Origin of the sequence: Citrobacter sp. Cpo126 (assembly GCF_030332445.1) — a bacterium.
Taxonomy (GTDB): domain Bacteria; phylum Pseudomonadota; class Gammaproteobacteria; order Enterobacterales; family Enterobacteriaceae; genus Citrobacter; species Citrobacter portucalensis.
Genome location: NZ_JAOWHT010000032.1, coordinates 667188 through 679075 on the forward strand (window position 1 = coordinate 667188; position 11888 = coordinate 679075).

General features: G+C 52.0%; 14 protein-coding genes and 1 pseudogene. 9 read left to right on the top strand and 6 right to left on the bottom strand.

Annotated elements, in window-relative coordinates; translation table 11 throughout:
* Window positions 1-117: 117 nt before the first annotated feature.
* From OGY17_RS12400 to OGY17_RS12410, 3 genes and pseudogenes are all read left to right on the top strand, one after another.
* Window positions 118-354, top strand: a complete 237-nt coding sequence (locus OGY17_RS12400) for a DUF1656 domain-containing protein (protein WP_003029180.1) — start codon at window positions 118-120, stop codon at window positions 352-354.
* A 2-nt stretch (window positions 355-356) separates the two neighbouring features.
* Window positions 357-1220: an efflux RND transporter periplasmic adaptor subunit gene (locus OGY17_RS12405; protein WP_286607364.1), complete on the top strand. Its 864-nt coding sequence runs from the start codon at window positions 357-359 to the stop codon at window positions 1218-1220.
* Window positions 1217-3257 (top strand): annotated as a pseudogene (locus OGY17_RS12410) (FUSC family protein). The gene OGY17_RS12405 and the pseudogene OGY17_RS12410 overlap by 4 nt, the downstream one beginning before the upstream one ends.
* On the opposite strand, the gene sodC reads toward OGY17_RS12410, so the two are convergent.
* The 3 genes from sodC to OGY17_RS12425 form a co-directional block, all read right to left on the bottom strand.
* The gene (sodC, locus tag OGY17_RS12415; protein WP_286607366.1) at window positions 3233-3757 is read right to left on the bottom strand and encodes a superoxide dismutase [Cu-Zn] SodC; all 525 of its coding nucleotides are present in this window, start codon (window positions 3755-3757) and stop codon (window positions 3233-3235) included. The pseudogene OGY17_RS12410 and the gene sodC sit on opposite strands and share 25 nt — an antisense overlap.
* Window positions 3758-3838: 81 nt before the next feature.
* Window positions 3839-4735: an aldo/keto reductase gene (locus OGY17_RS12420; RefSeq protein WP_048214269.1), complete on the bottom strand. Its 897-nt coding sequence runs from the start codon at window positions 4733-4735 to the stop codon at window positions 3839-3841.
* A gap of 49 nt (window positions 4736-4784) precedes the next feature.
* Entirely contained in the window at window positions 4785-5024 is a 240-nt protein-coding gene (locus tag OGY17_RS12425; RefSeq protein ID WP_003832768.1) for a DUF1289 domain-containing protein, read from the bottom strand.
* A 101-nt stretch (window positions 5025-5125) separates the two neighbouring features.
* Between OGY17_RS12425 and OGY17_RS12430 the strand changes: the two genes are divergently transcribed.
* The 4 genes from OGY17_RS12430 (at window position 5126) to rnt (ending at window position 8125) form a co-directional block, all read left to right on the top strand.
* Complete coding sequence (locus OGY17_RS12430; protein WP_003832766.1) at window positions 5126-5725, top strand: TetR/AcrR family transcriptional regulator; 600 nt, start codon at window positions 5126-5128, stop codon at window positions 5723-5725.
* Between the two features lie 54 nt (window positions 5726-5779).
* Window positions 5780-6877: an alkene reductase gene (locus OGY17_RS12435; protein WP_008784667.1), complete on the top strand. Its 1098-nt coding sequence runs from the start codon at window positions 5780-5782 to the stop codon at window positions 6875-6877.
* Window positions 6878-6974: 97 nt separating this feature from the next.
* Window positions 6975-7382 (top strand): lactoylglutathione lyase, encoded by a 408-nt coding sequence (gene gloA / locus OGY17_RS12440; protein WP_003832762.1) that lies wholly within the window; start codon window positions 6975-6977, stop codon window positions 7380-7382.
* A gap of 95 nt (window positions 7383-7477) precedes the next feature.
* Window positions 7478-8125 carry a ribonuclease T gene (gene rnt / locus OGY17_RS12445; RefSeq protein ID WP_003029200.1) on the top strand — a complete coding sequence of 216 codons (648 nt, stop codon included), beginning with the start codon at window positions 7478-7480 and terminating at the stop codon, window positions 8123-8125.
* A gap of 53 nt (window positions 8126-8178) precedes the next feature.
* Here the strand turns inward: rnt and grxD are convergent, their stop codons facing one another.
* The gene (gene grxD, locus OGY17_RS12450; protein WP_003832760.1) at window positions 8179-8526 is read right to left on the bottom strand and encodes a monothiol glutaredoxin 4; all 348 of its coding nucleotides are present in this window, start codon (window positions 8524-8526) and stop codon (window positions 8179-8181) included.
* Window positions 8527-8860: 334 nt separating this feature from the next.
* Here grxD and OGY17_RS12455 point away from each other — a divergent pair, with 334 nt between their 5' ends.
* Together OGY17_RS12455 and sodB are read left to right on the top strand one after the other, a co-directional pair.
* Window positions 8861-9691, top strand: coding sequence for a C40 family peptidase (locus OGY17_RS12455; RefSeq protein WP_008784666.1), 831 nt, complete (start codon window positions 8861-8863; stop codon window positions 9689-9691).
* A gap of 127 nt (window positions 9692-9818) precedes the next feature.
* The gene (sodB, locus tag OGY17_RS12460) at window positions 9819-10400 is read left to right on the top strand and encodes a superoxide dismutase [Fe] (RefSeq protein WP_003029205.1); all 582 of its coding nucleotides are present in this window, start codon (window positions 9819-9821) and stop codon (window positions 10398-10400) included.
* A 39-nt stretch (window positions 10401-10439) separates the two neighbouring features.
* Here the strand turns inward: sodB and OGY17_RS12465 are convergent, their stop codons facing one another.
* Together OGY17_RS12465 and cydH are read right to left on the bottom strand one after the other, a co-directional pair.
* The gene (locus tag OGY17_RS12465) at window positions 10440-11609 is read right to left on the bottom strand and encodes an MFS transporter (protein ID WP_286607369.1); all 1170 of its coding nucleotides are present in this window, start codon (window positions 11607-11609) and stop codon (window positions 10440-10442) included.
* Window positions 11610-11784: 175 nt separating this feature from the next.
* Window positions 11785-11874: a cytochrome bd-I accessory subunit CydH gene (cydH, locus tag OGY17_RS12470; RefSeq protein ID WP_003029209.1), complete on the bottom strand. Its 90-nt coding sequence runs from the start codon at window positions 11872-11874 to the stop codon at window positions 11785-11787.
* Window positions 11875-11888 lie beyond the last annotated feature (14 nt).

An 11888-nucleotide genomic window follows, 5' to 3' on the forward strand; every position in this document is an offset into this window, starting at 1 on the left:
GTATTGCCAAATTTGCTTACCGGCTGACATTTTTTCAGACATTATGCGTTACGGAGACTCATTGTCTCTTTTTTGCTAAACCTATAGCAATGCTCTCTTCCGTCAAGGATTTTGCCCGTGAAGTTTATGTTTAATGCAACAGGATTGCCCCTACAAGATTTAATGATCGGCGCATCTGTCTACTTCCCTCCTGTTTTCAAGGCGATTGTAGCAGGATTTATTCTCTGGCTGGTTGTTCATCGCCTGCTGCGCGACTGGATTTACTCCGGCGAAATCTGGCATCCCCTGCTAATGGATCTGTCACTCTTTACGCTTTGCGTATGTCTGGCCTTTGTTATGCTGATAGCGTGGTGATTATGTCGCTTAAAACCATTAAATACTTCTCAACTATTATAGTCGCTGCAATCGCAGTTTTCGCCGGATGGTGGATGTGGAATTACTATATGCAATCGCCCTGGACACGTGATGGCAAAGTACGTGCTGAGCAGGTCAGCATCACGCCGCAGGTGTCAGGTAGCATTAGCGAACTCTATATAAAAGATAACCAGTTTGTGAATAAAGGCGATGTCCTTTTTATTATCGACAAGACGCCATTTCACATTGCTGAACTGAATGCGCAAGCGCAACTGGCAAAAGCGCAGTCTGACCTGGCGAAAGCCAACAACGAAGCCAACCGCCGCCGTCATTTATCGCAAAATTACATCTCAGCCGAGGATCTGGATACCGCAAATCTCAACGTGAAAGCCATGCAGGCAAGCGTTGAAGCGGCTGAGGCCAGTTTGCGCCAGGCCCAGTGGCAACTGACGCAAACGGTGGTCAAATCCCCCGTGGCGGGCTGGGTCACAAACCTGTCTACCCGTACCGGTGATTACGCCTTAACCGGTAAGCCCCTGTTTGCCCTTGTCGACAGTCACTCTTTTTATGTGATGGGATATTTTGAAGAAACCAAATTGCGCCATATTCGAGAAGGCGCACCTGCGACGATTACACTCTACAGCGGCAATGTAAAGTTACAGGGTCACGTTTCCAGTATTGGCCGTGCCATCTACGATCAAAGTGTGGAAAGTGATTCCGGCCTGATTCCCGACATCAAACCCAACGTGCCGTGGGTGCGTCTGGCGCAGCGTGTCCCGGTACGCATCGAATTCGACGCCCTGCCGCGGGAGGTCACGCTGGTGTCAGGTACAACCTGCAGCGTATCCATCGGCCAGCGTAAATGAAACTGCCCCGCCTGACACCAGGCAATTTGCCGTGGTTTAAAGCCACGGCGGCACAGTGGCGTTATGCGCTGCGTAACACCATTGCGATGTGCCTGGCGTTAACTTTTGCTTATTATCTGAATCTGGATGAGCCCTACTGGGCGATGACCTCGGCGGCGGTGGTTAGTTTTCCCACCGTTGGCGGGGTTATCAGCAAAAGTCTGGGTCGCGTGGCGGGTAGCCTACTGGGAGCCACCGCCGCACTGATTATTGCCGGTCATACTCTCAATGAGCCGTGGCTGTTTTTGCTGAGCATGTCAGTGTGGATCGGATTTTGTACCTGGGCATGCGCGCACTTCACCAATAACGTTGCCTACGCCTTTCAACTGGCGGGTTATACGGCGGCGATCATTGCGTTTCCCATGGTCAATACCGTGGAAATTACGCAATTATGGGATATCGCGCAGGCACGCGTGTGTGAAGTCATCGTCGGTATCCTGTGTGGCGGCGTGATGATGATGATCCTGCCCAGCACCTCCGATGGCACCACGTTACTGACTGCATTGAAAAACATGCATTCACGTTTACTGGAACATGCCAGCCTACTCTGGCAACCAGAAACCACGGATGCCATTCGCACAGCCCATGAAGGTGTTATCGGGCAGATTCTGACCATGAACCTGCTGCGTATTCAGGCTTTCTGGAGTCATTACCGCTTTCGTCGCCAGAATGCTTTGCTCAATTCGCTGTTGCACCAGCAGTTACGGATGACCAGCGTGATTTCCAGTCTGCGCAGGATGCTGCTGAACTGGCCTAATCCCCCGTCCAACACCCGGGAAATCATCGAGCAGTTGCTCAGCGAACTAATAAAATCCAATGCGAATAGCTACACCGTCGCACGTATAATTGCCCCACTGCGGCCCGTCGATGCCCGCGACTATCGACACGTCGCCTTCTGGCAACGACTGCGTTATTTTTGTCGGCTCTACCTGCGCAGCAGTCATTATCTGCATTTACTGGAAAATGGTGTTACCGCCGAGCGTATTAATATCGCCCGCACGCCGGGACTTGCCCGTCATACCGATAATGCGGAAGCTATCTGGAGCGGGTTGCGTACGTTCTGCACTTTGATGCTTATCGGCGCATGGAGCATTGGTGCACAATGGGAATCAGGCTCTGGCGCACTCACGCTCGCCGCGATCAGCAGTGTGCTGTATTCCGCCGTTGCCACACCGTTCAAGTCGCTTTCTTTGCTGATGCGTACGCTGGTTCTACTGTCGCTATTTAGCTTTGTGGTTAAGTTTGGCCTGATGGTGCAAATTTCCGACCTCTGGCAGTTTATTCTCTTTCTCTTCCCACTACTCGCCACCATGCAACTGTTGAAGCTACAAATGCCTGCCCTGGCAGGTCTTTGGGGGCAGCTGATTGTATTTATGGGTTCGTTTATCGCGGTGACCAATCCGCCGGTATATGATTTTGCTGATTTCCTGAATGACAATATGGCGAAAATCACCGGCGTGGCGCTGTCATGGCTGGCCTTCGCCATTCTGCGCCCCGGATCGGATGCACGGAAAAGTCGCCGCCATATTCGCGCCCTGCGCCGGGATTTTGTCGATCAGCTCAGCCGACATCCATCGCTCAGTGAAAACGAATTTGAATCGCTGACCTATCATCACGTCAGCCAGCTCAGCAACAGTCAGGATGCGCTGGCGCGACGCTGGTTATTACGTTGGGGGGTCGTTTTACTGAACTGCTCGCATGTGGTGTGGCAACTGCGCACCTGGGAGGCGCGTTCCGATCCGCTGGCCCGCGTCAGGGACGTGTGTATCTCGCTGCTACGCGATGTAATGAGCGAACGTGGCGTCCAGCAACGACCACTTAATGCCACGCTGAATGAGCTACAGCGCATCTGCGATACGCTTGCCCACCATCATCAACCCGCTGCGCAGGAACTGTCGGCACTGGTCTGGCGGCTACACTGCTCGCTTTCACAACTCGAACAGGCGCCGCCGCCGGGCACTCTCAGTCGTTGATTATTTGATAACACCACAGGCGTAGCGCGCTCCGCCACCGCCAAGCGGTTTCGGTTGATCGGACATATTATCGCCGCCCACATGGATCATCAGCGCTTTGCCTTTGACCTCATCGATCGTTTTCAGCCGCGGTGCAACGACCGACGTTGTGGCGTTACCGTCGTTATTCACCACCAATAGCGGCAGGTCGCCCATATGACCTGCGCCTTCCGGGCCTTCATGTTTACCGGTTTGATGCGGATCGTAATGGCCACCAGCCGATTCTGCGGCTGAGGCTTTCCCTTCTTTAATCGCGGGTTGGCAACTGCCGTTCATATGCACATGGAAGCCATGTTCACCTGGCGGCAACGCTTTCAGATCGGGCGTAAACTCCAGCCCCTTTGCGGTTTCAGCAATAGTGACCGTACCAATCGCCTGGCCGACGCCTTGCGACGTGACCAGATTCATCGTCACTTTTTCTTCACTGGCAGCCTGCGCACCTGCACAGACAAGTAGAGTGATAATGGCCAAACTCAAACGCTTCATAAGACCTCCGTCCAAAAGGTGTCTGATTGTTAAGTGTAAACCAGTGACACAATTTTGAACGGAGATGCGCCAAAAACGAGATTAGGGTACGTCGTAACCCAGCGCCGCTTTACGAATGCGGAACCATTGCTGGCGAGACATGTTCAGCGACTCAGACTCAATGGCAGCACGTACACGCTCTATTTTTCCTGAGCCAATAATCGGCAGCGGCTGAGACGGCAGACGTAAAATCCAGGCGTATACCACCTGTTCAATAGACTGCGCATTCAACTCTTCTGCGATCACGGCAAGCTCATTACGTAAAGGCTGGAAAGCATCATCATTAAACAGGCGACCACCGCCGAGACAGGACCAGGCCATCGGGCGAATGCGCAGCTGTTGCAGTTGATCTAAAGTACCATCCAACAGGAGCGGCTGATGTACTGGTGAAATTTCTACCTGGTTGGTCGCCAGAGTAAACGGCAGACGCGATTGCAGCAATGAGAACTGTGCCGGGGTGAAGTTGGAGACGCCAAAGTGACGCACTTTGCCACTATGGTGCAATTTTTTAAAAGCGTCGGCGACATCGTCAGCATCCATAAGCGGATCGGGACGGTGGATCAGCAGCAGATCAATATGATCGGTCGCCAGCAGCTTCAGCGACTCTTCCGCACTGGCAATAATATGTGCACTGTCGGTGATGTAGTGGCCCAGCGCATTTTCCGCGCGCGCCGTCGTCGCGATCCCGCATTTGGTCACAATCTGCATTTTTTCACGCAAATGCGGAGCCAGTTTCATTGCCTCACCAAACGCCGCTTCACACTGGTAGCCACCGTAAATATCGGCGTGATCGACGGTGGTCACGCCAAGATCCAGATGCTCTTCAATAAAGCTGACTAGCTGGCGCGCGGACATATTCCAGTCCATCAGGCGCCAGTACCCCATCACAAAGCGAGAAAATTCCGGGCCTTGCGGCGCAATAGTAATACGCTGAACCATAGCAGCTTCCTTTTAAGTGAATGTGCCTCGAGTATACGCAATTACGCTTTTAAAAGAGTGAAGGTTGTTGCGGTTCTTCCGAAGGGTTGGCTTTGTTTGCACGTAATTTACGCATCAGGCGCTGACGACAAAGCCGCAGCACTTCCTGCTTTTGGGTATCGCTCATCTTTTGCCAGTTAAAACGCTCATCCCGACTGCGAAAACAGCCACGGCAAAAGCCGCGTTCGTCAGACTGACATATTCCACGGCATGGGCTCTGGACGGGGAAAAACTCCAGCTGTTCGGCCACATCCCCTCCTTTAATAAGATTGATATACCTATTGAAGACGTTAACTGAATTTCTCGCAAGCGCTATTGCATTAGACCGACTGGTCTATTACACTCCTTCCCATGAACAAAATCACTGAACACGATACACGCGAACATCTGCTGGCGACTGGCGAACTGCTGTGTATGCAGCGCGGCTTCACCGGCATGGGGTTAAGCGAACTACTGAAAACCGCTGAAGTACCCAAAGGTTCGTTTTATCATTACTTTCGCTCTAAAGAAGCGTTCGGTGTCGCGATGCTGGAACGCCACTATGCGGCCTATCATCGGCGACTGGCTACGCACTTTGATACGGGAGCGGGAAACTACCGCGATCGCATTCTGGCCTACTATCAGGAAACCCTGAACCAGTTTAGCCAGCACGGCATTATTAGCGGCTGTTTAACTGTAAAACTGTCTGCCGAAGTGTGCGATCTGTCAGAAGATATGCGCACAGCGATGGATAAAGGCGCGCGGCACATTATTGTGCTGTTAGCGCAGGCGCTGGAGAAAGGTCAGGCCAGCCATTGTCTGTCTTTTGTTGGCGAGCCGTTACAGCAGGCGCAGGTACTGTATGCGCTGTGGCTTGGCGCCAACCTGCAGGCCAAGATTTCTCGTAGCGCCACTCCGCTGGAAAATGCGCTGGCGCACGTTAAAAACATCATCACAACGCCTGCCGTTTAACAGGCGTTTTTATTTCCTTCATTACTAGACGACCGGTCTATTCAGGAGTGCCACATGTCATCTGAAAAACTGTTTTCCCCACTGAAAGTGGGTGCCATTACGGCAGCAAACCGCGTATTTATGGCGCCACTGACGCGTCTGCGCAGTATTGAGCCTGGCGACATCCCTACTCCGCTGATGGCCGAGTATTACCGTCAACGCGCCAGCGCGGGTCTTATCATCAGCGAAGCGACGCAGATTTCCGCACAGGCGAAAGGCTATGCCGGAGCACCCGGCTTACACAGCGAAGCGCAAATTGCCGCATGGAAGAAAATCACTACTGCCGTACACGCTGAGCAAGGTCATATTGCTGTCCAGTTGTGGCACACTGGACGCATCTCTCACGCCAGTCTGCAGCCAAACGGTCAAGCTCCAGTTGCACCTTCCGCGATTAGCGCTGGAACCCGCACCTCGCTGCGCGATGAAAACGGCCTGGCAACGCGTGCCGATACCTCAATGCCGCGTGCGCTGGAAACCGAAGAGATTCCGGGTATCGTTAATGACTTCCGTCAGGCGATAGCCAATGCGCGCGAAGCGGGTTTCGATATGGTTGAACTGCACTCTGCCCACGGCTACCTGCTGCACCAGTTCCTGTCGCCAACGTCTAACCAGCGTACCGATCAATACGGTGGCAGCGTCGAAAATCGTGCGCGTCTGGTACTGGAAGTGGTTGATGCCGGAATTAAAGAATGGGGTGCCGATCGCATTGGTATTCGCGTCTCCCCGATTGGCACTTTCCAGAACGTAGACAATGGTCCAAACGAAGAAGCCGATGCGCTGTATCTGATTGAACAATTGGGCAAGCGCGGAATCGCTTACCTGCACATGTCTGAGCCGGACTGGGCCGGTGGCGAGCCGTATTCCGATGCGTTCCGCGAAAAAGTTCGCGCGCGCTTCCACGGCCCTATCATTGGTGCTGGTGCTTACACCCCAGAAAAAGCAGAAGCGCTGATCGAGAAAGGTCTGATCGACGCCGTTGCTTTTGGTCGCGCCTATATTGCTAACCCGGATCTGGTGGCGCGTCTGCAACGAAAAGCAGAACTGAATCCGCAACGTGCCGAGAGTTTCTACGGCGGCGGCGCGGAAGGTTACACCGACTATCCTACCCTCTAACGTCACAATCTCCGTTCTGCCATTGATAGCGGCGTAACAACGCCGCTATACTAAAACAACATTTTGAATGTATTAGCCATTTTCGAAGGGGAAAAAGATGCGTTTACTCCATACCATGCTGCGCGTGGGTGACCTGCAGCGTTCCATCGAGTTTTATACCAACGTGCTGGGCATGAAGCTGCTGCGTACCAGCGAAAACCCTGAATACAAGTACTCTCTGGCTTTTGTCGGCTACGGTCCTGAAACCAGTGAAGCAGTAATCGAACTGACCTATAACTGGGGTGTCGACAAGTATGATCTGGGTACTGCCTATGGCCATATCGCCCTGAGCGTAGACAACGCGGCTGAAGCCTGTGAACGTATTCGCCAGAATGGCGGTAACGTAACGCGTGAAGCAGGTCCAGTAAAAGGCGGCACCACAGTGATTGCGTTCGTTGAAGATCCGGACGGCTACAAAATTGAGCTGATCGAAGAGAAAGACGCCGGGCGCGGCCTGGGCGATTAATCTCACCCTCGGGCGCAGATCGTCTGTGCCCATAGTTTTATACTCATCATTTTGCCATAATACGCGCTGCAATTTTCCCGTATTAAGAGACCCAGATGTCCGATAACGCTCAACTTTCCGGTCTGTGTGACCGTTTTCGTGGTTTTTATCCTGTCGTCATTGATGTCGAAACCGCAGGGTTCAATGCCAAAACCGATGCGCTGCTTGAGATTGCCGCCATCACACTGAAAATGGATGAACAAGGCTGGCTGATGCCGGACACGACGTTACATTTCCACGTAGAGCCGTTTGAAGGTGCCAATTTGCAACCGGAAGCGCTCGCCTTTAACGGTATTGACCCTAACAACCCGCTACGCGGTGCGGTCAGCGAATATGATGCTCTGCATGCCATCTTCAAAATGGTGCGTAAAGGCATTAAAGACAGCGGCTGCAATCGGGCAATCATGGTGGCGCATAACGCTACGTTCGACCACAGTTTCATGATGGCTGCAGCAGAACGCGCCTCGCTCAAACGTAATCCGTTCCACCCATTTGTAACCTTTGATACGGCGGCATTAAGCGGTCTGTCTCTGGGGCAGACTGTGTTATCAAAAGCGTGCCTGGCGGCGGGAATGGAGTTTGACGGGAATCAGGCGCACTCGGCGTTGTATGACACCGAACGTACGGCCGTGCTGTTTTGCGAAATCGTTAACCGCTGGAAACGTCTCGGCGGTTGGCCTCTTCCCGTGCCTGAAGAAGCGTAACGGCGACATAAAAAAAGCGACCATTTCAGGTCGCTTTTTTACTTCTGCTGGTATTACTCAGCGTCCGGCTCTTCGGTTTTGTATTTCGCTGCTGTTTCTTTAATCAGCTGCTGCAACTCACCGCGCTGGTACATTTCGATCAGAATGTCACAACCGCCAACCAGCTCACCATCAACCCACAGCTGTGGGAAAGTTGGCCAGTTTGCGTATTTCGGCAGTTCGGCGCGAATATCCGGGTTCTGCAGAATATCAACATAAGCAAAGCGTTCACCACAGGCTGACAGCGCCTGCACAGCCTGTGCGGAGAAACCGCAGCTTGGCAGTTTAGGGGAACCTTTCATGTACAGGAGAATCGGGTTTTCAGCGATCTGGCGCTGGATTTTTTCGATAGTGGTGCTCATTATCTTGCTTCCTTAAACTTCTTTTACGGCAGTAGTCTGACATTGTAACGGGTCAGACAGGCAACGGAAAATAACATTTTCATTACGCGTTATTATTTTATCCCCTGACGCTAAAAGTTGCATTCACAATCTCACTTATCCCCTTCAAACATGTGGATTTGATTATCTGTTCACCAATTCTATCTCTATTTGCTGTTTTTTTTTGCGGTCGGTTACGAAACGCAGTTTTAAACTAAAAAAGCTATTAACTTTCCCTCTTTCTATAGATTAGAATCGTCAAGTTTTGAAAATCACACGCAGGCACGATAGACCTGCCTTACCAGAGGACTGCTCAGTGGCGCGGATAAACCGAATCTCGATCACGCTCTGTGCTTTGCTTTTTACTACACTGCCTTTTACGCCTATGGCTCATGCTTCCAAGCAGGCCAGGACGACACCTACCAGTACTCACCCACTCAAGACGGTAGATAAAAAGAAAAGCGCAACAACCAGCCAAAAAACAACAAAGACCAGCAAGAAAACGGCGACAAAGACCACCAGCAAAACCAGCACCAAAACCGCTTCCTCTTCTAAAAAACGCACAGCCACTCCGGCAAAGTCGACTAAAACTGCAAATCGCCGTGGTAAAACTGCCGCAGCACAAACCGCAGCCGTTACCTGGACGGAAAAATGCACACCGCGCAAAGGTCATAAACCACGCTGCGTGAAGGTGAAAACCACTGCACCGACTACGCTTGCTGATGCACATAAAGTGAAAGTGCAGAAAGCGACTAAAACCGCTATGTCCACCTTGATGAACCAAATCGGCAAACCTTATCGTTGGGGCGGCTCCTCGCCAAGAACCGGGTTTGACTGCAGCGGTCTGGTTTATTACGCCTATAAAGATCTGGTGAAGTTCCGCATTCCGCGTACCGCGAATGAAATGTACCATCTGCGTGATGCCGCACCAATTGAACGTGGCGAACTGAAAAATGGTGATCTGGTATTCTTTCGTACCCAGGGTCGCGGAACAGCCGATCACGTCGGCGTCTACGTCGGCAACGGTAAGTTTATTCAGTCACCGCGCAGCGGGCAGGAAATTCAAATCACCTCTCTGAGCGAAGATTACTGGCAGCGCCACTATGTGGGCGCTCGTCGGGTAATGACGCCAAAAACAATTCGCTAAAAACTTACCCTACAGAACATGCTGTAGGGTAAGTTCTTCTTTTGCATAACCTTTCAATTTGCTACCCTATCCTTACTCACAATGAGGCTATTGTGTGTACTCAATATAAATAATAAGGAGAGAAGCAATGTCGTTTGAATTACCTGCATTACCGTATGCCAAAGATGCTCTGGCACCGCACATTTCTGCCGAAACGCTGGAATATCACTATGGCAAACACCATCAAACCTACGTGACCAATCTGAACAATCTGATTAAAGGCACGGCGTTTGAAGGCAAATCACTGGAAGAGATCGTTCGTAGCTCTGAAGGCGGTGTATTCAATAACGCAGCACAAGTATGGAACCACACGTTCTACTGGAACTGCCTGGCACCGAACGCAGGTGGCGAACCGACCGGTAAACTGGCTGATGCAATTGCCGCCTCCTTTGGCAGCTTTGCAGATTTCAAAGCGCAATTCACCGATGCCGCTATCAAAAACTTCGGTTCTGGCTGGACCTGGCTGGTTAAAGGAACGGATGGCAAACTGGCTATCGTCTCCACCTCCAACGCAGGTACTCCGCTGACCACCGACGCGACGCCGCTGATGACCGTTGACGTATGGGAACACGCCTACTACATCGATTATCGCAATGCCCGTCCTGGCTACCTGGAACATTTCTGGGCACTGGTGAACTGGGAATTTGTTGCGAAGAACTTCGCAGCATAAAAAAGATAACGCAGAAGGACTTCCTTCTGCGTTTTTGCATTAATTCGCGGTAGTGAAAGCCTCTTCAGGCTGTCTTCTTGCGGAAATGAACACCAGTAGCAGCGCAAGACCCGCCACAATCGCCCCCATCACCGGTACAAAACTGTAGCCCAGGCCGCCAGATATCACCGCCCCACCGGCCGCAGCCCCCAGAGCGTTCCCCAGATTAAACGCGCCAATATTGACTGACGATGATAATCCAGGCGCTTCGCTGGCAACGCGCATCACACGCATCTGCAACGGTGGAACGACCGCAAACGTCGCCGCGCCCCAGACCACCATACTGACCGCCGCTCCCAGCTCATTACGCGCAAAGAAAGGAATGGCCAGCATAATAACCATCAGCAGCAGTAAAAAGCCTTTCAGCGTACCGTTGACTGAACGGTCAGCCAGTTTGCCGCCAAAATAGTTACCGATCGAGAAGCCAACGCCTATCAACACCAGCATCCCGGTAACAAATGCCGGTGTAGCATGAGTGATAGTATGCAGAACCGGCGAGATGTAGGTATACAGCGTGAACATCGCCCCTGCACCCAGTACGGTAGTCAGTAACGCCGACAGCACCTGTGGGCGCATCAACACCGCCAGTTCGCTGCGGACATCCGGGCGCTCTCCTGCTCCACCCTTGGGTAATGAGAAGAACAGGCTGACCATCGCAATGACACCCAGCCCCGCAGTGGCCATAAACGACATGCGCCAGCCGATGGTTTCACCAAGCCAGGTCGCCGCCGGAACGCCGCCAATATTGGCGATGGTTAACCCCATAAACATCGTTGCCACGGCGCTGGCCTGCTTATGTTTGGGTACCACACTGGCTGCAACCACAGAACCGAGACCAAAAAAGGCTCCATGGTTAAGACTGGTCAAAATACGCGATAGCATCAGCGTGGTGTAATCCGGCGAGATAGCTGAAAGCACATTACCCAGCGTGAAAATCGCCATCAGGAATATCAAAGCATTACGTCGCGCACGATGAGACAGCAGCAATGTCATCAGCGGTGCACCTACCATCACACCTACTGCATAAGCGCTGATCAGCATGCCAGCCGCCGGAATCGAGACGTCCACACCTTTGGCAATGACGGGCAACAACCCCATTGGCGAAAACTCGGTGGTGCCAATACCAAACGCCCCGATTGCCAGCGCCAGTAAAGGGTAATTGATTTTCATATTTCGACTCCATATCGTCGAGCCGTGGCACGACATAAAATAAGAGTCAAAAGCATGACATTGATCGCAAAATTAATAAAGTTAACAAAACTGCAAAAGACTTTTGCTTATTCGCAAACAATAGAGGGGAAAAACGAGTCGAAGGGATGAGGGAGAGCTAACTCCCTCGGGGAAATCAATGCAGCGCTGCGGTCAGACCACCCGCGACGATCAAACCCAGAACAATAATGGTAGTCACTAACGAAAATTTCAGATCGGTGCTCATCAAGTTTTCTCCTT